At 60.2% G+C, this 19,098-nt stretch carries 19 protein-coding genes; 18 read left to right on the top strand and 1 reads right to left on the bottom strand.

Annotated features, from left to right (window positions below):
* Positions 1 to 2,246: 2,246 nt before the first annotated feature.
* From RBB46_RS09300 to RBB46_RS09280, 5 genes are all read left to right on the top strand, one after another.
* Positions 2,247 to 3,068 (top strand): matrixin family metalloprotease, encoded by an 822-nt coding sequence (locus RBB46_RS09300; RefSeq protein WP_306028694.1) that lies wholly within the window; start codon positions 2,247 to 2,249, stop codon positions 3,066 to 3,068.
* 40 nt (positions 3,069 to 3,108) lie between these two features.
* Positions 3,109 to 4,413 carry a YCF48-related protein gene (locus RBB46_RS09295; RefSeq protein ID WP_306028693.1) on the top strand — a complete coding sequence of 435 codons (1,305 nt, stop codon included), beginning with the start codon at positions 3,109 to 3,111 and terminating at the stop codon, positions 4,411 to 4,413.
* Positions 4,414 to 4,434: 21 nt separating this feature from the next.
* Positions 4,435 to 5,061, top strand: coding sequence for a hypothetical protein (locus tag RBB46_RS09290; protein WP_306028692.1), 627 nt, complete (start codon positions 4,435 to 4,437; stop codon positions 5,059 to 5,061).
* Positions 5,062 to 5,092: 31 nt separating this feature from the next.
* Positions 5,093 to 6,889: a ferritin-like domain-containing protein gene (locus RBB46_RS09285; RefSeq protein ID WP_306028691.1), complete on the top strand. Its 1,797-nt coding sequence runs from the start codon at positions 5,093 to 5,095 to the stop codon at positions 6,887 to 6,889.
* A 128-nt stretch (positions 6,890 to 7,017) separates the two neighbouring features.
* Positions 7,018 to 7,965 carry a hypothetical protein gene (locus RBB46_RS09280; RefSeq protein ID WP_306028690.1) on the top strand — a complete coding sequence of 316 codons (948 nt, stop codon included), beginning with the start codon at positions 7,018 to 7,020 and terminating at the stop codon, positions 7,963 to 7,965.
* A 771-nt stretch (positions 7,966 to 8,736) separates the two neighbouring features.
* Here RBB46_RS09280 and RBB46_RS09275 read toward each other — a convergent pair.
* Positions 8,737 to 8,985, bottom strand: coding sequence for a helix-turn-helix domain-containing protein (locus tag RBB46_RS09275; protein WP_306028689.1), 249 nt, complete (start codon positions 8,983 to 8,985; stop codon positions 8,737 to 8,739).
* Positions 8,986 to 9,266: 281 nt separating this feature from the next.
* Here RBB46_RS09275 and RBB46_RS09270 point away from each other — a divergent pair, with 281 nt between their 5' ends.
* The 13 genes from RBB46_RS09270 to RBB46_RS09215 all read left to right on the top strand — a co-directional run bounded on the left by RBB46_RS09270 (position 9,267) and on the right by RBB46_RS09215 (position 19,081).
* On the top strand, positions 9,267 to 9,533 hold the full coding sequence (locus RBB46_RS09270; RefSeq protein ID WP_306028688.1) for a DUF2285 domain-containing protein: 267 nt from the start codon (positions 9,267 to 9,269) through the stop codon (positions 9,531 to 9,533).
* A gap of 122 nt (positions 9,534 to 9,655) precedes the next feature.
* Positions 9,656 to 9,883 (top strand): DUF6499 domain-containing protein, encoded by a 228-nt coding sequence (locus RBB46_RS23280; RefSeq protein WP_369293113.1) that lies wholly within the window; start codon positions 9,656 to 9,658, stop codon positions 9,881 to 9,883.
* A 139-nt stretch (positions 9,884 to 10,022) separates the two neighbouring features.
* A complete protein-coding gene (locus tag RBB46_RS09265) occupies positions 10,023 to 10,424 on the top strand; it encodes a DUF2285 domain-containing protein (RefSeq protein WP_306028687.1) in 402 nt (133 codons plus the stop codon).
* A 136-nt stretch (positions 10,425 to 10,560) separates the two neighbouring features.
* Positions 10,561 to 10,842 carry an AlpA family transcriptional regulator gene (locus tag RBB46_RS09260; RefSeq protein ID WP_306028686.1) on the top strand — a complete coding sequence of 94 codons (282 nt, stop codon included), beginning with the start codon at positions 10,561 to 10,563 and terminating at the stop codon, positions 10,840 to 10,842.
* 8 nt (positions 10,843 to 10,850) lie between these two features.
* The gene (locus RBB46_RS09255) at positions 10,851 to 11,735 is read left to right on the top strand and encodes a replication initiator protein A (RefSeq protein ID WP_336623152.1); all 885 of its coding nucleotides are present in this window, start codon (positions 10,851 to 10,853) and stop codon (positions 11,733 to 11,735) included.
* 211 nt (positions 11,736 to 11,946) lie between these two features.
* Positions 11,947 to 12,600 carry a ParA family partition ATPase gene (gene parA / locus RBB46_RS09250; protein ID WP_306028684.1) on the top strand — a complete coding sequence of 218 codons (654 nt, stop codon included), beginning with the start codon at positions 11,947 to 11,949 and terminating at the stop codon, positions 12,598 to 12,600.
* Positions 12,597 to 12,848, top strand: coding sequence for a hypothetical protein (locus tag RBB46_RS09245; RefSeq protein ID WP_306028683.1), 252 nt, complete (start codon positions 12,597 to 12,599; stop codon positions 12,846 to 12,848). Before parA ends, RBB46_RS09245 begins: the two co-directional genes overlap by 4 nt.
* Before the next feature lie 23 nt (positions 12,849 to 12,871).
* Complete coding sequence (locus tag RBB46_RS09240) at positions 12,872 to 13,360, top strand: DUF2840 domain-containing protein (protein ID WP_306028755.1); 489 nt, start codon at positions 12,872 to 12,874, stop codon at positions 13,358 to 13,360.
* Positions 13,360 to 13,929, top strand: a complete 570-nt coding sequence (locus RBB46_RS09235) for a S26 family signal peptidase (RefSeq protein WP_306028681.1) — start codon at positions 13,360 to 13,362, stop codon at positions 13,927 to 13,929. Before RBB46_RS09240 ends, RBB46_RS09235 begins: the two co-directional genes overlap by 1 nt.
* Before the next feature lie 4 nt (positions 13,930 to 13,933).
* Complete coding sequence (locus RBB46_RS09230; protein ID WP_306028680.1) at positions 13,934 to 14,653, top strand: lytic transglycosylase domain-containing protein; 720 nt, start codon at positions 13,934 to 13,936, stop codon at positions 14,651 to 14,653.
* 243 nt (positions 14,654 to 14,896) lie between these two features.
* Positions 14,897 to 16,636 (top strand): VirD2 family relaxase/mobilization nuclease, encoded by a 1,740-nt coding sequence (locus RBB46_RS09225; protein WP_306028679.1) that lies wholly within the window; start codon positions 14,897 to 14,899, stop codon positions 16,634 to 16,636.
* Positions 16,637 to 16,661: 25 nt separating this feature from the next.
* Positions 16,662 to 18,647 (top strand): conjugal transfer protein TraG, encoded by a 1,986-nt coding sequence (locus tag RBB46_RS09220; RefSeq protein WP_306028678.1) that lies wholly within the window; start codon positions 16,662 to 16,664, stop codon positions 18,645 to 18,647.
* Between the two features lie 5 nt (positions 18,648 to 18,652).
* Positions 18,653 to 19,081 carry a CopG family transcriptional regulator gene (locus RBB46_RS09215; RefSeq protein ID WP_306028677.1) on the top strand — a complete coding sequence of 143 codons (429 nt, stop codon included), beginning with the start codon at positions 18,653 to 18,655 and terminating at the stop codon, positions 19,079 to 19,081.
* Positions 19,082 to 19,098: the final 17 nt, after the last annotated feature.

Genomic DNA, 19,098 nt, shown 5'->3' with positions numbered 1-19,098 from the left:
CCGATTTGAACCGGAGGCATGACATGTTCCCTGATCCCGACCGGCAAACCAAAGCCGCTGAGATTCGTAACCGCGCTACAGCGCTTTCCACAGCAAACCCGCAGGACGTGCATCTTTCCAATCAGGATGAACAATTCCCGTATGTTTTTAGCTTCACCAAGGGGCTGCTGCACCTCGACAATGGGCTGCTGGACCATCCGGGTGATTTCGAACTGTTTGCAGAGGGCACCCGGACATCAGATCCGACCGTCTTCCAGATGGTTCCGCTCAACGTCGACCTGCAGGTGATCCATGGGGCCAGCCAGTCGGATTTCGACAAACTGGATTGTCCTGGGGACAAGCAGACTTATCGGGAATGGGAGAGTCCCACTGCGGGCCATGCCTACGTTCTCGAAGGGCCGGATCCCTTTGCGGTCACGATGCCTCCCGCACCGAAGGTTGGTTCCGCCGAATTCGCGGCGGAGATGGCTGAAGTCTACCAGATGGCGCTGTCGCGCGATTGGCCGGTGGCGGCTTTCATGGACGACAGCCTGGTCGGCGACCTGACCAAGGCCGATGGCACTGTCCTTTCGAATGCGACCAAGGGGCGTCTCCAGAAAGCCAATGGCGACGTCGGTGACGCGGCCAAGCGTCTTTCCGGCATGCGCTGGTTCCGTGGAGTTGGAAACGGACTGGATACAGCCGCGCGGGAGCATCGTGCGCGCAGGCGGTTCGGAACCAAGATGACGCCCTCCACCGTTTTCCGGGGTCTCGGTGAAGATCCGTGGCACTCGCCCTTCCTGTCCCAGTTCATGGTGATGGGCGATGGCGGTTGCACGCGCAACACCGAAGGACGGGCGGGAGGCGTCATCCGTTATGGCGCACAGCGTATCGATCAGAAGGTCAGGATTGCCAAGCCCGGCAAGGATTACATGACCACCTGGCGCGACTGGCTGGACGTGCAAAACGCCCTGAACGCGCGGCCGCTTGTCGGGATCGGCCAGTATCTGGCACCTGCCGGCAAGGCCCAGTACCGAACCATGAGCCGCCTGCGCGACATGGCGACCTATGTCCACGACGACCAGCTCTACCAAGCCTATCTGAACGCGGCCCTGATCCTGCTGCAGGAGAAATACAGTTTCGACCCGGGAATTCCGTATCACGGCAAGACAGGCAACGACACGCCGCGCTGGAACCGGGAACCGTTCGCATTGTTTGGTGGTCCGCATCTTCTGACGCTCTTGACGGAAGTGTCGAGCCGGGCCCTGAAGGCTGTCCGGGCACAGAAGTTCACGGTGCACCGTCGTTTGCGGCCCGAGGCGGCCGGCGCGCTGTTCCACACCATCTATTCGGGCTACGACCCGAACCGCGAACACGCGAGCAAGCCGTTCGAGACCGGCGGCGATTCTGCCGAAGCACGCGCACGCGCCCAGCTCGGCCGGACGTTGGCCACCTACAGCTTTCCCAATGGTGGCGGGACGGAGCCGCCCCTGGAAGGCATCCTGACGGACATCCGCGAACACAACGCCAGCCAGAACGGTGAAGATCCGTCAGACTACGACATCGCCAAATGGCTTTTGCCGATGGCCTTTCCCGAGGGATCCCCGATGCACCCGGCCTATGGCGCGGGACATGCAACCGTAGCGGGGGCTTGCGTGACACTGCTGAAGGCGTTCTTCAACATGCGCAATCCTGACCATCCGGACAAGCCAGCCTATCTGGTCGAACCTGGCGGGACCGCGCTTGTGCCCGACTGTGGGACAGGTGCCGAAGACACCAGCATCGATCTGCTGGGTGTCGCGATCGGCAAGGGACTAACCCTCGAAGGCGAGCTCAACAAGCTTCTCTGGAACATCTCGAACGCGCGCAACATCGCCGGGGTTCACTACTACACCGACTACATCGAATCCGCGTTGCTGGGCGAGGCAATCACGATCGGCATCCTGAGAGAACAGATGCTGGCCTACGAGTCCGCGGAAAATGTCTCCATGACGGTTCCTCTCCTCGTTCGTCGCAAGTTGCCGGCAAGCCTGCTGAGCGGCAGTTCGATCGGTCCGGATGGACAGGTCGACGCCGTCAGGATCAACCGGCACGGCCACCTGGAAGCCGCTCCGGCCACGCCGCGGCACTGAGCCCCGTTCCGCCGCGTTGCGCTCAGGCGCGCTGCCCGGCGGAACGATATCGCCCGGGGATTTCCTCCCGCCGGGTTCCGGCCCCATCGGCCACATCCACAGCATCCAGATACCTGCCACGCGGGGGACATCAAGATGGTCAAGAAAAAGACATCCGGACGCAGCCAGTTTGCACTGCGCGACGTGCGCGACTGCGCGCGAGATGAGGAAGAACTGACGCACATCTATCATGGCGGCGCCAGGTGTGTGACCGACAGCATGGGTCACGCGACACCCGAAAACAGGTCGCCGCTGGAACTGGTGGTGGACGCGAGCCAGGGGTTCATCCCGCTCTGGGGCCGGGACGTGACGCTTCACTGGCGGTTCAACGAGCAATCCCTGACCCGGTTTCTCGACCCCGAGGCCGTCAAGGGATTTGTCCGCGAACTGTTTGGTGAAGCCCTACTCGAGTGGGGACCGGCCGTACCCGTGAAATTCACCGAGGCACAGCAGCCCTGGGACTTTGAAATCGTCGTGTCATCGCAAAACGATTGTGATGCCGCACAACGTTGCACGCTTGCCAGCGCCTTTTTCCCCGACGGCGGACAGCATCGACTGACGCTGTATCCGCTGCTGTTCGAGCAAAGCCGCCAGGAACAGATCGAGACCATGGCCCATGAATTGGGGCATGTGTTCGGGCTTCGCCATTTCTTCGCCAAGACGGGTGAGGCCGCGTTTCCCAGCGAGATCTTCGGAACGCACGAGCGGTTTTCGATCATGAACTACGGCCCGGATAGCCGTCTCACCGACACGGACCGCTCGGACCTGATGGTTCTCTATTCCCATGTCTGGTCCGGCCGGTTGCTCGAAATCAACGGCACGCCCGTCGAGTTGATGCGCCCATTCAGCGAGACCCGGATTTCCCGTCGGCCCGAAGCCGTGGCCGCCTGGGTGAGGGAGCCGGCCGCTCAGGCGTGAGCGCAGCCGGAAGAAAAATACACAACTGGAGGACAATGACGTGTCATTGACATGGTACCCCACACCCTTGCCGACGGCGAACTCGCGAACGGATGATGTCTGGTTTCACGATGATTTGCTTGGCTGGGCGGTGAACTCGGACGGCAAGCTGTTCCGTACCAGGGACGGTGCGCAGACCTGGGAGGAATTGCAGCTTTTCCCAGACAGCTATCTTCGCTGCGTCACCTTTTCCTCGCCGATGCGCGGGTGGATCGGCACATTGTCGGGACCACACAGGCTTTACGCAACGGAGGATGGTGGCGAGACGTGGCAACCGGTCGCTGGCCTGCCCGAAAATGGCCCGGCCCGCATATGCGGACTGATTGCGGTCACCGACGACGTCGTTTTCGCCGCCGGCACCAATTACCCCGACGAGACCGCCGGCGTGTTGCGCAGTACGGACGGGGGAAACACATGGACACTGCTTGATCTAGGGCTCACGCCGGCACTCCTGGTCGACATCTTCTTTCAGGACGAGCGTACAGGCTGGGTCGTCGGAGGTGTGGACGAGGTTCTTCACCCGGACAGGGACACGGTGCGGCGTGACGTCGTGCCTGTCGTGCTTGCCACCGAAGATGGCGGGGCTACATGGCGCAACGCGATCGAAGTCAATACCAGCATCGGGGAATTTCCCCGGGGAGAATGGGGTTGGAAAATCCAGAAGCTTGGCGAGAGCACCCTGCTGGTGTCCCTGGAGAACCTCCATGACGGTGCGATCCTGCGTTCCAACGACCTGGGGCAGACCTGGGAAAGGTTGGCCATCAACGACAGACAACGTAACGCCAATCTGGAGGGTATCGGCTTTCTCGATGACAGCGTCGGCTGGGTCGGGGGCTGGGGAGACCTGTTTTTCCAGGGTGGCTACACAAGTGAAACCCTCGACGGTGGCAAGACCTGGAACAACGCCAACCATGTCGGATTTCGACTGAACCGGTTCCGGTTTATCGGCGACCCGGTCCGTGTGGCCTATGCGAGCGGCGACACGGTTTACAAGCTGGCGGAAGCGCCCATCCGGCGCGACATGGTGCACGTCCCGCCGATCGAACTAGCGGCCGACAAGGAAGTCACCTTCGATATCGATGTTCCCGAAGGCACCGAGAGGCTGGAGGTCCGGATCTGGGAACGGTTCGGCCGGGAAGTCCGTCTCCTTCTGTCCGAGACCGCTCCGGCCACCGGAACACGCAAGATCACCTGGGATTTCGCCGATGAACACGGCGAGACAAGCGATCCGGGCAGTTTCATCGTCCGGATCGTTACGGATGACGCCTCAGTCAGCCAGATCGTTCACCACCGTAGTCGGAAATAAGCCAGCAGAGCGAGGCAAGCCATGTCGACGAGAATTTACAGTGTTGATCTGATTGATCTTACACTTCTGAAAAGCCTTCCATCCAAACTTCTGGTCATGGCCACCGGTCGCACCAGCAGCAGCGGCTGGAGCAGCATCGAGCTCAGTCCCTTCATTTATGTCCAGCCACCCGCGGACGGCATTCTGGACTGTGACATGGTCGGGACGCCCCCGGCACCGGGTCAGACCGTCCTGCCGGTCCTTGTCCCGGTCAGCGCGGATATTCTCCTGGACAATGTCGAGAATTATTGGGGACCGGACCAACCCCTGACCGGTGTCCGGATTCACGCCGCTGCAAACGCCAAGACCGCTCTTGTTGGAAAGGCCCCCAAAGGCATGCCAGAAATGCGACTGGTTGCATCGACGTCAGGCGGTGAGATCGCATCACCGAGTTTCGACGCCGACATCAAACCCCTGTTCCGCGTGCGGGACGCGGCGGTGATGAAGGCAATCAGCAGCTTCGACCTTCACGTCTACGAGGACGTCGCAAAGGCTGCGGATCGTATCCTTGCCCGGCTAGAAGACGGAACCATGCCCTGCGACGGGGAATGGCCGGAGACGGACATCGCCCTTTTCAAGCGCTGGATCGACGCTGGCAAGCCGGCCTGACCAAACGGTGCGCGACGGAGGCGCTCTGGAGATGAAGATCAGTTCCTACATATCGCCGAACGTGTTTGCCCGTCCCGTGGCAAACCCGGCCGCGACCGTCGCGTCGCCGGCTGCTACACCCGTTGTCAGCCCACCCCTTGCGCCAAGAGACGAGGCGGTGTTCTGGCTTACGGCGGCCGCGGAAATCGAGCACTTCCTGATGGTGCATTACCTGTTCGCATCCTACTCGCTGGATGAAGGACGGGGTGGTGATGCAGCGGACAAGGTCCGGATGCTCAAGGACATCCTTCGGCAGATCGCCAGGGAGGAAATGGGGCATCTGATAACCGTGCAGAACCTGTTGACCCTCCTTGGAGCTCCCTTGCATCTGGGGCGGGAGCACTCGCCACATGCGAGCGAGATCTATCCGTTTCGGTTTGCGCTGGAACGCGTCTCGCTTGACAGCCTGGCGAAGTATGCCATCGCGGAGAGCCCGGTCGACCGGGCCGCGCTTGATGTCGGGCTAACGGCGGATGAACTCCGGCTTTACGACACCGAGCTGGAACCCAGGGCGCGCAAAAGCAACGACGGCCACATGGTCCGGCACGTCGGTCCCTTGTTCGCCAGATTGCGTGAGCTTTTCGCCCATGACCTCAGGGATGAGGATTTCCGGCTTGACCGGGTATCGCGCCAGGCGCGCTGGGACGACTGGGGCTACAGGCCGCATCCTTTCCCCGTGAAGGATATCGATCTTAGGGTGCTGGTGCACACGTTCGATCAGGTGGACAGCGCTGACGCTCGACGGGCAGCAGTGTCTGCGATTCAGGAAATCGGTGACCAGGGAGAAGAGGCCGATGTCGACATGGGGGATGGCGAATCCCATTTCGAGCGGTTCATTGCCGCCTACAAGTTGCTCGCGGAAATCGAGCAGGAAACGGGTACGGTGCCGGTCTGGCCGGTCGTGTCCGACCCGAATGTCACGGTGGCCGTGTCCTCCGGGCAGGGAGCCGGGGATGCTCCGGACGGCCGGATCACGGCCTCACGAACGCGCGCCTGGGCCCAGCTGTTCAACCTGAGATACAGGTTGCTTCTGCGTTTCCTGGCCCATGCACTCAGGTCCGAAGGCCCGGTATTCGTCCGCGAGGGCGGTCAGTCCGGTGACCGCACGCCCAAGGGGTTGCTTGCATACTGGACCTTCAAGGAGATGCGGCGGCTCAAGAAAATCGCGGGCAAGCTCGTTCAGATGCCGCTGAACGACGCTGGCGGTGAAACCAGGGCCGGACCACCGTTCGAATTGCCCTACCGGCTGGACCTGCCACCCGATGACACCGATTGCTGGCGGGGCCATGCAGACGTTTTTCGCGCTACGGAGAACCTTGCACGGGAGCTGACTTCGACCGATGAGGACCGGGATGATCCATTCCTGGCGTTTCTGGTCGAAGACGATGCCGGCAGCATTGCCATGGCGGACCTCCTCGGTTCGGGCGGATCTCTGCCCGCATCCGGTGCCGCTTATGAGTTCCGAAAGGTTGCTGAAATCCTGGATGAGGCCGTGCGTGGTTTTTCCGTCGGCCCGCCTCATCAGGCCTTCTGGAGAGACACCGATTTGCAGCAGTTCTTGGCCAGTTCCGTCAATCCGGTCAAGGCCGGTGATCCGGACGGCTCGGCGATCATCCAGCGTATCGGGTTGCCTGAGGAGAACCTTCAGCGAATGCCGCGTTATCGGCCGAGGATTGCACAGGTCCGGATCGACTATATCCGGAACTGGATTTCACGGGGCGCTCCGGATAGTCAGCCACCCGGCATGATCGGCGTGGTCTCGGAGCCGGAGCCCCTGCCGGAAAACTGATGCGGCACGGCAGAAACCGGCGGCTTCTGCCCAATAGCTGGAATTCCCAACGTCGGGGCCGGCCTCATGATCAGGGAGTCGCTCCGAATTGCATGAATGATCCCCTTTTTCTGAAACGGAGGACCGAGATGACCACAATACCACCCGCCGACCCGGATACCGGCCTAGTTCCGCTGGATGACGACAATCTGCGCGAGGTTCGAGATGCTTTGGAGCTTCTGGAATTCGTCGTTCAGACCGGCTACGCGAATCCGGAGGGTCAGACGGTGCCGCAGGAGTTGGTCGCGGCCCTTCAGGGGTTCGCCGCGCTAACTGAAGGCTCATCGAAGCCGCGAGAAAACGAGTTGCCGGTAACCGTCGCCGTTGCGGACCTTGTCGACTTCCAGATGCAATACATGGCGCTGGCACAGTTCACCGCACCAGTAACCGCCGAGACGCTGCGCAACACCGAAACTGGCGACACCAATGCTCCAAAAGCATCACTTGCGCAGAAATTCACGCGCCAGATCTGGATCATGGCGATCGTGTTTGCCGTGTTGATCGTGGCATTCGATTGGGGCGGTGCGCATCTTCCTTTCGAGAGTGAGAACGCCTCGGGCTGGAAGGCCGGGTTGACGGCATTTGCGAGCATCATCACACCTTATCTCTACGGGGGGATCGGCGCTTCAGTCTACCTCTTGCGTTCAGCGCATGTTTATCTCTACGAGCGCAGCTTCGACATGCGCCGGCAACCCGAGTATTTCAATCGCATTCTCTTAGGGACGATTTCGGGCGGTGCCATTGTCCTTTTTGCCGAAACCATAACGACCGAGGAGAGTGGGGTCATCCATCTCAGCACCGCCGCGCTCGGTTTCCTTGCCGGTTACAGCACCGACTTCCTGTTCAACACCGTTGAGCGCGTGATTGCCGCAATTCTTCCGCATGTGGGCGTGACTGGCATCAGCCGGACTGATCGGCCGAATACGCGCAAGACGACCAGGGTAGACGTCACCTTGAAGGACTTGCTCGACCGCATCGACAAGTCCGAAGGCGAGGAGCAGAAGTTCTACAGGTCACTGGTCACCAAGCTGTTCTGAAGTCCATTACTTTCCATCGGGCACAGATCGATTTGAAAATTCTGTAATAAGCACGCGTGATGTCGCCCTTTGTGCCAAGTAAACAGGAGGTCATAGCGTATAGTTGTATGATATTTTCCATACTTTCGACTTAGCTGTCGAAAATTTCGGTTGGGGCAAATCGGTCCATCTGGCAGTAAAAGTTTACGGTTCAGATTAAGCGCCACTCTTTGGCAAGAGCGAGAGTTGTCGTGTCCTTGTCTCGGGGCTGATGGATCTGGCGAATATCGATGCGGAAAACGAGTGCACGGTTGATGCCGTAAAAATGTGCTGCAGCCAGACGGAGTGTCCGAGCGGCAGTCTGACTGGTGACTTGCTCAGCCACGTGGTACTGCAGCATGATGTTCCGACTTAGCCGGATAGCTTTTGCCACGGCCGAATTCAAGCGACCAACGGAGATGTTCTGACCGTATATTCGCATCTGGAAATACAAAACGAGGTCGCGAATACAATTTTATTTGCTGGTGGGTTCTATTTGCCCTCGTTGAGGAGCCGCTTCGAGCTGAGTTCCAGCAAGTGAACCTTACCAGTCTGCGGTTCATATTCGCTCAGGATACGCACCCGTTCTGGTGGGAAGCGCTTCCATCGAAAGTGCGAGATGGCGCCATCAGATTCGTGCGCGAACTGCCATTTGGCCTTCCGCGAAGCCGATTTCTGACGCAAGAGGAAAAGATCTCCGTCGAGGAACTTTAATACAATCATCCATTGAAGAATCGCTGAGTACATATTTTTTTAAGTATCGGCCTCAAGCTTCAATTCTTCATGGTCTGTGGTCGTTGGTTTAAGCAACTGTGCGGCTTCCACCCCCAGCACTTGTGCCAATCTATCAACAACATCAATGCTGGCATTATACACGTTGCGCTCTAGGGCACTGATGTAGGTCCGATCAATCCCTGCTTGATGGGCAAGTTCCTCCTGTGACAGGCCTTTAGCCTGCCGCAAAGCTCTCAGATTTTTTGCAAAAACCTCTCGGATTTCCATAAATCGGAGAGCAACGCCTTGAAGAGTATTTTACCACGGAGTATTCTCTACAAAAGAACCTCGAAGAATTTGATTACGAGGCTGGCTTTTTGCGTCCTGAGAAAAATCTCTGCGTAACCACCGGTTGTAGCGGGTCAAATTCGGCGTTTTTTTGCGTGTTTCGATGCGCCGTGTGCATCACGCGATGCATCCGGCGAACCTTACAACCATTCTCAATTATTGTTACAAAGACATGGGCACCACCGCTTTCACGGCGGCAGGAAATTAAGAGGGGACGCGCGATGACTGAGCCGGGATTTCTCGACCGGGCACCGGATACAGATAAACTCACCGACTACGACCGAAAGTACTTCAAGCTTTATATGCGTCTCCTCGACGCCAAGGCAGACGGGGCGGACTGGACAGAAGCCGTGCAAGTCCTCTTTGGCCTCGACCCGGACCGGGAACCCGATCGGGCACGGCGAGTTCACGACAGCCATTTGGCACGTGCGCAGTGGATGACGGAACACGGCTACCGGCTGCTCCTGGCGGAAGGCGAGGGGAATTGACCTCATTTGGCGATGCGTTCCGCGCATCATGTTCTCCCAACCCAAGGGGTTCCCATTCCTGCTACAACTTATGATGGTTCCGGCCTCCAATTGCATTGTTCCTGCATTTCAGGAGGTTGCCGATGGTGCCGGATGTTTCGCAGTGGCGATCAGACGCTGCGTACGATTACTTTGACGATTCGAGTGTCCCCGATCTTTGCTGGGAAGGCCTCAGACGAAACACTAACTATCAGCGAGAGTTTGCAGACCTGAAAGCCGAAGGGAGGTCTCCTGACGAGATGGACACATTGCTCCGCGCTCGCTGGGGGATCTCGTTTCGCGACAAGTCCGGATCTGACGGCTCTCGATGAACCCGTTCACTGGGATCCGGCTGCCGATAAGTCGAAGCTCATCCTGAAATCAGCGGAAACCGGCTTTAGACCGGACAAACCCAGCCTTCTCACTATTCAAACCCTCCACAGCGGGATAACTCGCCAGGGCCCTGATGGGATGCATGTCATCCTCGGAAAAGGGCTGAGAACTGTCCATCTCCTGCTTCAGGCCTCTCGCTTCACCGAATATCCGCTCTCTGTCTTTTCTCCATTGGACGATGGTGCTCGCGCCCGGCACAGGGCAATGGGGCGGTTGCTTGATTTCCTCGAAGGCAGAGAGATCGGCGCGGACAGCCGTCTCACCCCGCAGAAACGCCTTCGGTTCAAATCCATGTTGCGAGCGGTCGATGGCCGCTCAAATGGAGCGACTTATCGGGAAATCGCAAAAAACCTCTTCGGGGCCAGGCGGGTGGCCTCGGAGCCCTGGAAAACCTCTCCCCTTCGCGACACGACCATACGGCTTCTGCGGGACGGCCTCGCCATGGTTGCCGGCGGTTATCTGGATCTGCTCCGCCGCTAGAAAACCCGAAAGTTCGAAGGGGTGCGATTTTCGTATCCTCATCTTCGCACTCCCCCTCCGCTTTGCCACTCCGCCATCGTGACCTCCATCGGCCGCTGTTGACCAGCGGTGCTCACCACTTCCTGGAGGTTCGACCATGCCTGATCCGCTCGCCGGTTTGCCGCCGCGCTATCTGCGCACTCCCGAAGCTGCGCGTTTTCTCGGCCTCTCCGGCCGCACGCTCGAAAAGCATCGCACTTATGGAACTGGGCCTGCATACCGCAAGCTTGGTGGCCGCGTGGTCTATTCGCTCGAGGACCTGCAGGACTGGGCCAATCGGGGCGCTGTCACCTCGACATCCGACCCGAGCGGGCGGGTGCTTCCAGCAAAGCGCCATAATGCGCAGCAGGCAGGCGGTTCCGGCCGCGCCGTGCGGTGACGCGCGCCGTGACGGACCGCGAGTCCCCTACACTTCATGATCAGCTCGATCTCTTCCGGGCCCTGCCCGGAGACCTTGCCCCGCGCGATGCACAGGATCTGATGGCCTATCCGTTCTTCTCGCTTGCCAAATCGAGGCGGTTGAAGCCGATAGATTTCAAGGCGGGGCCGATCGTCATTCGCGTCGAAGCCGTGGCCGAGCATGGCATGGCAACCATCTGGGACGCCGACATCCTGATCTGGGCCGCTTCGCAGATCGTGGAGGCACGTGATGCCGGACTTCGGACGTCGCGCCTGATGTCCGCGACACCCTATGAGATCCTGACATTCATCGGCCGGGGTGTCAGCCGGAGAGATTACGACCGGCTCAAGTCCGCTCTCGACCGGCTGCAGTCTACGACAGTTGCGACCTCGATCCGTCAGCCGACCGAACGGCGCATGCATCGCTTCTCCTGGATCAATGAGTGGAAGGAGAGGGCCGACCAACGCGGTCGCCCCCTCGGCCTTGAACTGATCCTGCCAGACTGGTTCTACGCCACGGTTCTCGAAGATGCCCTCGTGTTGACCATCGACCGGGCCTATTTCGGCCTGACAGGGGGGCTTGAGCGCTGGCTTTACCGGCTTGTCCGCAAACATGGCGGCCGCCAGGAATATGGCTGGAGCTTCTCGCTCAAGCACCTCCACGCCAAGTCCGGCAGTCTCTCGCCGCTCAAGCATTTCACCTACGACCTGCGCGATATTGTCCGCCGGCAGCCCCTGCCTGGTTATCGCCTGGAACTGGCGCGGGCGTGCGATGAGCCTCCGCGCCTGTCATTCGCACCAACTGCTGAGGCGGTGGTCTCCCGCACATCTCGTCAACGCCGCACCAACATTCGCTCTGGGGGAAAGCTGTGAATTCACTCGTGCTATCAGGGACCGAAACTATCGTGCCATCGGGGACCCGAACCTCGTGCTATCGGGGACCGAAACCGGCAAATCCGGCAGTAGAAGCAATAGGTTATGTGCCCCGTAACTTACCTAACCAGAATTCCTTCGGAATTCTTCTAACGCCGGCGCGGTTTTCAGCCCCTGCGGATAAGTCCCCGAAGTGTCGTGGAGCAGCGACATGATCGTCGCTCTGCTCAACCAGAAGGGCGGTGTCGGCAAGACGACGCTGGCGCTTAATCTGGCAGGAGAATGGGCAAGACGCGGCAAGCGCGTCACGCTCATCGATGCGGACCCGCAAGGCTCGGCTTTGGACTGGTCGGAAGCCCGCAGCCGGGAAGGCCTGCCGAGGCTGTTCGGAGTCGTCGGCCTTGCCCGCGACACGCTTCACCGGGAAGCTCCGGAGCTCGCCCAGAGCGCTGATCATGTCATCATCGACGGACCGCCCCGTGTCGCTGGCCTGATGCGCTCGGCGCTGCTCGCTGCCGACCTGGTGCTGATCCCGGTGCAGCCGTCACCGCTCGACGGCTGGGCATCCGCGGAGATGCTCGCTCTCGTCAATGAAGCTCGAATCTACCGGCCACAACTGACGGCGCGCTTCGTTCTCAATCGCTGCGGCACCCGTACCCTGATCGCCCGCGATACGGCTGAAGCCCTGTCCGACAACGACCCTCCGGTGCTTACCCGAACCATCGGTCAGCGTGTCGCTTTTGCGAGCGCCGCGCAGTCCGGCCGGCTTGTAAGCGAATTGGACAAGGAAACGCCTGGTGCCAGAGAAATCGCAGCCCTGGTGTCGGAGATAGACAGGCTCGGGATCGAGAGGTCCGGGTCATGAGCAATCAGTCCACCCGCCAGGGTTTTACATCGAGGCCGGCAGATCCGGAGCGATGGGTCAAGGATGCTGAACGCAAATCAGACGCCGGTGCCGCGAACGGTTTTACCGCGCGCCTCACCATCGATGTGACACCCGATCAGCGTGCCCGGATCAAGATCGTGGCTTTTCAGCGAGGGGTCACCGTTGCCGACATGCTGCGCGATCTCTTCGCGCGCGAATTCCCAATCGCCGACGGAGAAAAGCCATGAGCGAGAAACCGCGCCGCAGATGGATGGGCCATCCCTTGCCCGACGATGTCACCTCGGAGATGACCTTGGTCGAACTCACCTGGGAAAAAGGCAAGATCGAACACTGGATCCGCTTCGGTCGCCAGTCTTATGAGCACATACTCAATGGCAGCGACCGCATCGTCGGTTTCTCGCCCGGTTCAATCTTCTGTTTTGTCCGGTGGGCTGCGAACGGTTACGGCACGGTGATCTCGCGCATCGATATCTTGAGCGCGGTCGGACGCGGCGCACCCTACCAGACACTGCCCTTCGTGCGGCCCGGCGGGGAGTTGCTTCTGAAAATCCATGGCTGGCCAAAGGTCGAACGGGTGCTGCAGGCGGTCGACGCGATCGAGGCGCTTGCCATCGATCCTGCGGATGCATCGCCGGACTATTGGCGGCACCTTCACAACCGCCTGACCGTCGGAGAAGAAGCCCATCCCTATACGCGGCCCGAGCATCATGCCTGGCTCAAACGGCGGCGGGTACAGTGATGCGCCGGCGCAAATTCATCTTCGCGCTGACCGGACTGTCGGCAGCACTCACCCTGTCGTCGCTCGTCTCCACATGGCAACCACGCCTGATCTGGAATGCCTCGGCCAGCGTGCCGGTGGGGCTCTATTTCGCGCAGCCCGTAGGCAGGCTGGAGATCGGCGACCTGGTTGCCGTTGTGCCGCCCAAAGCACTCGCCGATTTCCTTGCTAAGCGGGAATACCTTCCGCGCGGCGTGCCTCTGATCAAACACGTGATTGCGCTGCCCGGTACCGGTGTCTGTCGCAAGGGGGCGACGATCTTCGTCGGGGGTAGGTCGCATGGAGAGGCACGGGGACATGATCGGCTGGGTCGTTCTCTGCCGCGCTGGCAGGGCTGCCGCGGGCTTGGTGAGGGCGAAATATTTCTCATGAACCCGGACGCGCCGGACAGTCTTGACGGCCGGTATTTCGGGCCGCTCCCGGTCACTGCGATTACCGCAAAGCTCACGCCGGTCTGGACTGAGGAGTCTGCTCGCCTCACGCAATTCCAGAACCGTCGCAGTACTTCTCGATCGAGCGGGCAGGAGTAATGCCATGCGTCACGCTGCCTTCCTTCTCCTTACCGGCCTGTTCCTCGAGTGCACAACGGCAGATGCTGGGCCGGCAAGATACGCGCCGTCCGGGCAGCCGGTAGCACGTGATCCTTATGCCGCTCACATCGCAGAGGCTTCACAGCGTTTTGGTGTTCCGGGGCACTGGATAAGGGCGGTCGTAGACCTGGAAAGCGACGGCAATCCGAATGCCGTCTCCGCCGCCGGCGCCATGGGACTGATGCAGCTGATGCCCGGAACCTGGGAGGAGCTGCGCATCCGATATGATCTCAACGCAGACCCGTTCGATCCGCACGACAACATCCTCGCGGGCACAGCGTATCTCCGCGAAATGTTCGACCGGTACGGCGATATCACCGGCATGCTGGCTGCCTATAATGCAGGTCCAGCGCGCTACGACGCCTATCTGGAAGACTGTCGAACGTTGCCGGCCGTAACACGCAGCTATGTGGCGCTGCTCGCCCCGGCACTCGGCGGCCACCCGCTCCCGGACGTCGGCGATGCATCCGCTTGTTCGCTAGATTGGCGTGACGCACCGCTCTTTGCGAGTCTCAAGACTGCCGACACATCTGTAAATCGACAGCAAATTGACGGTGGGTCCGGTGCTGCACCGAATGCAGTTGAAACGGTCCGCGGGTACACTGGCTCCGGGGCAGCTGGGACTCTGTTTGTCTCCAGATCTTCCAGAGAGGGTTTTCGATGAGCGCGGTCGACGAAACCCGCACTCTGGAGTGCATCCGCGCAGGACAGAGTGGACTGGGGCCGGCGGGGTGTGACGCGGCCGGGGGATGGCGAGATAAAAGGGCGCAAGGTGCGCTTGGGTCGGTCGGTTGTTTTTATTGGTCTTTTCGCTGCGTCGCGCAATGTGCTGCCAAAATCCGCAACGTGCGCGTCAAACTTATCTCCCTGACTTTGCTTGGATCTTTACACATTGCGGAGATGTCACATGTCCGATGAGCACGATTTCCGCATCCGGCCCGGGCGCGTCCGATCATCGCGCGCGCAGCGGGCCCGCCCGTTCATTGCCCAGGCGCTGGCTGCCGCCCAGAAGGCTGGCGGACATGTGTCTCGCTCGGGCCGGATCAGCACTGTCAAGCGCTCCAGTTTCGGGCGCGGCCGGAGGGCAAGCGTCCAAGCCAACCGGCTGCTGACCGGCAGGTCCCGTGTCGTCGTCATCAAGACGCGGGTCGTTCGGCATTCGGCACGATCGTCACCGCTTGCTGCACATCTCAAATATCTCGGCCGGGAAGGAGTGACCCGAGACGGAGAGAAGGCACGGATGTTCAGCCCCAGCGATGATGCTGTCGATCCGAAGGCGTTTGCCGAACGCTGCCAGGACGACCGGCATCATTTCCGTTTCATCGTCTCGCCGGAAGACGCCACGGACCTGGCCGATCTCAGATCATTCAGCCGGGATCTGATGCGTCAGATGGAAAAGGACCTCGGCACAGACCTCGACTGGGTTGGCGTCGATCACTGGAATACGGACAACCCCCATGTCCATATCATCCTGCGCGGAAAGCTTGACGACGGCCAGGACCTGGTGATTTCCCGGGATTACATCAAGGAGGGCATGCGGGCCCGCGCTCAGGATCTGGTGACGCTGGAGCTTGGACCGCGCACCGATCTCGATATTCGACATCATCTGGAGCGCCAAGTCGAGGCGGAGCGCTGGACCCAGCTTGACCGGCAGCTTGTTCGAGATGGCCGCAGGACCGGCATCATTGACACGGCAACAGACACAGATCGGAAGCCGGATGAATTCCACACTCTGAAGGTTGGACGTTTACGCAAGCTGCAGGCTCTCGGCCTTGCCGATCAGGTTGGTCCCGGTCAATGGGTGATTGGCGACGATGCAGAAGCAACATTGTGCGAACTGGGCGAGCGTGGCGACATCATCAAGCGGATGCACCGGGCTTTGACTGATCAGGGTATAGAGCGTGGATCGTCAGGCTTTGTGCTCGCTGGGGAGAGCCTGGACACGCCCATCATCGGTCGGCTGGTGAGGCGCGGCCTCGACGATGAGCTGAGGGGATCTGCTTATGCGATCATCGACGGTGTTGACGGCCGGACACATCACGTCCGGCTTCCCGATATTGACGCAGCCGGTGACAGCGCGCCTGGATCGATTGTCGAGCTCCGAAAATTTGCTGATGCACGTGGGCAGCGGCGTGTAGCGCTAGCGGTCCGATCCGATCTCGACATTGAGCGGCAGGTCACCGCCTCAGGTGCCACTTGGCTCGACCGGCAGAGGATTGCCCGCGAACCTCTTGCGCTCTCGGAGGGGGGCTTCGGTGCCGAGGTGAAGGAAGCGCTCGAACACCGGACGGAGCACCTGATTGAAGAGGGCTTCGCCGAGCGGAAGGGACTGCGTGTCACCTTCGCCCGAAACCTCATCGAGACATTGCGCCGTAACGAGTTGGAGGCATTTGGCGAGAGACTGGTAGCCGAGACCGGGCAGCCATTCAATCGTGCTGGTTCCGGTGAGTATGTCGCCGGCACCTACCGCCAACGATTTGACCTCGCCTCTGGCCGTTTCGCCATGATCGATGACGGTCTCGGCTTCCAACTCGTTCCGTGGACACCGTCACTCGAAAAGCAACGTGAGCAGCTTGTGTCCGGCATCGCCCGCTCTGGTGGCGGTGTGGACTGGAGCTTCGGGCGCAAGCGAGGGCTTGGTCTTTGAAATTGGATCGATCGGGAGCACCACAATGTCTGCGACAAAAATCCTCTGGGGCCAGCTTTTGGCGGTCTCTCTCATCGTGACCCTCACCACCTGGGGCGCAACGCAATATGTTGCTTGGAGACTGGGTTTTCAGGGGCAGCTTGGTCCTTCTTGGTTCGAACTGGCCGGTTGGCCAATCTACTATCCGCCGGCCTTTTTCTGGTGGTGGTACTTCTATGATGCGTATGCGCCTGGAGTTTTTGTGCGCGGCGCCGTCATTGCCGTTTCCGGCGGATTTCTGTCCATCGCGATCGCCATCGGCATGTCGGTCTGGCGTGCGCGTGAAGCGAAACGCGTTGAGACCTACGGGTCTGCTCGTTGGGCCGAAAGGCAAGAGGTACGAGCGGCGAACCTTCTGAACCCTGACGGTGTTATCCTCGGCTGCTACGAGAAAGACTATCTCCGTCATGATGGACCGGAGCACGTGCTGTGCTTCGCCCCCACCCGCTCCGGCAAGGGTGTCGGTCTGGTCGTCCCGTCGCTGCTGACCTGGCCGGGCTCGGCCATCGTTCACGATATCAAGGGAGAAAACTGGCAGCTCACGGCGGGCTTCCGCGCCAAGCATGGCCGGGTTCTGCTATTTGATCCCACCAATCCGAAATCTGCAGCTTACAATCCGTTGCTTGAAGTCCGCTGCGGCGAATGGGAAGTGCGCGACGTCCAGAACATCGCTGACATCCTGGTGGATCCGGAAGGGTCGCTCGAAAAGCGGAACCACTGGGAGAAGACGTCCCATGCGCTTCTCGTTGGCGCGATCCTGCATGTCCTCTATGCCGAGAAGGACAAGACACTGGCGGGTGTCGCGGCTTTCCTGTCCGACCCGAAACGAGCGATCGAGTTGACCTTGGCGGCGATGATGAAGACCGCCCATCTGGGGGAAGCCGGCCCGCATCCGGTGATTGCCAGTGCGGCAAGGGAGCTGCTGAACAAATCCGAGAATGAACGCTCCGGGGTGCTCTCGACGGCCATGTCGTTCCTTGGGCTTTACCGGGATCCTGTGGTGGCTGAGGTGACGCGCCGGTGCGACTGGCGGATTACCGACATGGTGGGAGGCACGCACCCCACGACGCTCTATCTTGTGGTGCCGCCATCGGACATCAACCGTACCAAGCCGCTGATCCGCCTGATCCTCAATCAGATTGGCCGCCGTCTTACAGAAGACCTTCGTGCAAACGCAGGCCGGCACCGGCTGCTTCTGATGCTTGACGAATTCCCAGCCTTGGGTCGGTTGGATTTCTTCGAGTCGGCACTCGCCTTCATGGCCGGCTATGGCCTCAAGAGTTTCCTGATTGCGCAATCGCTGAACCAGATCGAGAAGGCTTACGGGCCGAATAACTCAATCCTCGACAATTGCCACGTTCGCGTCAGCTTCGCCACGAATGACGAGAGGACTGCCAAACGCGTTTCGGATGCACTCGGTACCGCAACAGAAATGAAGGCGATGAAGAACTATGCCGGTCACAGGCTGAGCCCCTGGCTCGGTCACCTCATGGTCTCCCGGTCTGAGACCGCACGCCAATTGCTGACCCCAGGCGAGATCATGCAGCTTCCACCGACTGATGAAATAGTGATGGTCGCGGGCACACCGCCGATCCGGGCGAAAAAGGCGCGCTATTACGAAGACAAGCGATTCAGCGAACGCATCCTGCCACCGCCTGTGTCAGCTTCGGCCGTCCAAAGACAGAGCGATGATTGGAGCGACCTGTCACTTCCTGCGACTCCCGAAGTCAGCCTAAGAACGTCGGCATTGGCTGCAGAGGACGAGGATCCAACGGGGTCTGAACGTCGGCACCAACCGGAACTCAACAGAGTTGGGCCTGTCGAAGAGAAGGCCCCGAGCGAAAACGAATTTGAGATCGACGTTACTGAGGACAGTGAAGATGACACCGCCCGGTCCAGCCGGATGACCCGGGTCCTGCAAGGTGTGGCGCGGCAAGTTTCGCTTGATCTCGGTGATGGCATGGAGCTTTGACGGCTATGGCGGCTCGCAAGAAGAAGGCGCAGATCTCTGCCTATCTCGACCAGGACGTCATGAAGTTGCTGTCCGACTATGCCGCGCGTCGGGATCTTTCGCAGTCACTGGTCGTCGAAGCGGCCATTGCCTCTTTTTTGTCGCCGGATGCAGATGAGCGACGCGAGGCGGCAGTCACCAAACGCCTTGATCAGATCGACCGGCGAATGACGCGGCTGGAACGGGATCTCGGGATATCTGTCGAGGCTCTGGCCATCTTTGTCCGTTTCTGGCTTGCGACAACACCGGCCTTGCCAGAGCCAGCTGCCCAGGCAGCGCGCGCGAAGGCAGGAGAGCGGTACGATGCATTCGTCACCGCGCTGGGGAGACGATTGGCGAAGGGAACGAAATTGGGGCAGGAGATATCGGACGACGTGGTAGCGCGCTGGGAGTAGGCCCACCCAGTTGCGAC

The organism is Stappia sp. MMSF_3263, from assembly GCF_030733745.1.
In the GTDB taxonomy this organism is placed as follows: domain Bacteria; phylum Pseudomonadota; class Alphaproteobacteria; order Rhizobiales; family Stappiaceae; genus Stappia.
Note: the sequence above shows the minus strand (reverse complement) of the source record. Positions and strands in the feature narration are given on the sequence as shown.

Bases quoted from the DNA above. Each gene is read 5' to 3' on its own strand.
- RBB46_RS09300 (WP_306028694.1), top strand. From the start codon at position 2,247: ATGGTCAAGAAAAAGACATCCGGACGCAGCCAGTTTGCACTGCGCGAC.
- RBB46_RS09290 (WP_306028692.1), top strand. From the start codon at position 4,435: ATGTCGACGAGAATTTACAGTGTTGATCTGATTGATCTTACACTTCTG.
- RBB46_RS09285 (WP_306028691.1), top strand. From the start codon at position 5,093: ATGAAGATCAGTTCCTACATATCGCCGAACGTGTTTGCCCGTCCCGTG.
- RBB46_RS09280 (WP_306028690.1), top strand. From the start codon at position 7,018: ATGACCACAATACCACCCGCCGACCCGGATACCGGCCTAGTTCCGCTG.
- RBB46_RS09275 (WP_306028689.1), bottom strand. From the start codon at position 8,985: ATGGAAATCCGAGAGGTTTTTGCAAAAAATCTGAGAGCTTTGCGGCAG.
- RBB46_RS09270 (WP_306028688.1), top strand. From the start codon at position 9,267: ATGACTGAGCCGGGATTTCTCGACCGGGCACCGGATACAGATAAACTC.
- RBB46_RS23280 (WP_369293113.1), top strand. From the start codon at position 9,656: ATGGTGCCGGATGTTTCGCAGTGGCGATCAGACGCTGCGTACGATTAC.
- RBB46_RS09265 (WP_306028687.1), top strand. From the start codon at position 10,023: ATGCATGTCATCCTCGGAAAAGGGCTGAGAACTGTCCATCTCCTGCTT.
- RBB46_RS09260 (WP_306028686.1), top strand. From the start codon at position 10,561: ATGCCTGATCCGCTCGCCGGTTTGCCGCCGCGCTATCTGCGCACTCCC.
- parA (WP_306028684.1), top strand. From the start codon at position 11,947: ATGATCGTCGCTCTGCTCAACCAGAAGGGCGGTGTCGGCAAGACGACG.
- RBB46_RS09245 (WP_306028683.1), top strand. From the start codon at position 12,597: ATGAGCAATCAGTCCACCCGCCAGGGTTTTACATCGAGGCCGGCAGAT.
- RBB46_RS09240 (WP_306028755.1), top strand. From the start codon at position 12,872: ATGGGCCATCCCTTGCCCGACGATGTCACCTCGGAGATGACCTTGGTC.
- RBB46_RS09235 (WP_306028681.1), top strand. From the start codon at position 13,360: ATGCGCCGGCGCAAATTCATCTTCGCGCTGACCGGACTGTCGGCAGCA.
- RBB46_RS09230 (WP_306028680.1), top strand. From the start codon at position 13,934: ATGCGTCACGCTGCCTTCCTTCTCCTTACCGGCCTGTTCCTCGAGTGC.
- RBB46_RS09225 (WP_306028679.1), top strand. From the start codon at position 14,897: ATGTCCGATGAGCACGATTTCCGCATCCGGCCCGGGCGCGTCCGATCA.
- RBB46_RS09220 (WP_306028678.1), top strand. From the start codon at position 16,662: ATGTCTGCGACAAAAATCCTCTGGGGCCAGCTTTTGGCGGTCTCTCTC.
- RBB46_RS09215 (WP_306028677.1), top strand. From the start codon at position 18,653: ATGGCGGCTCGCAAGAAGAAGGCGCAGATCTCTGCCTATCTCGACCAG.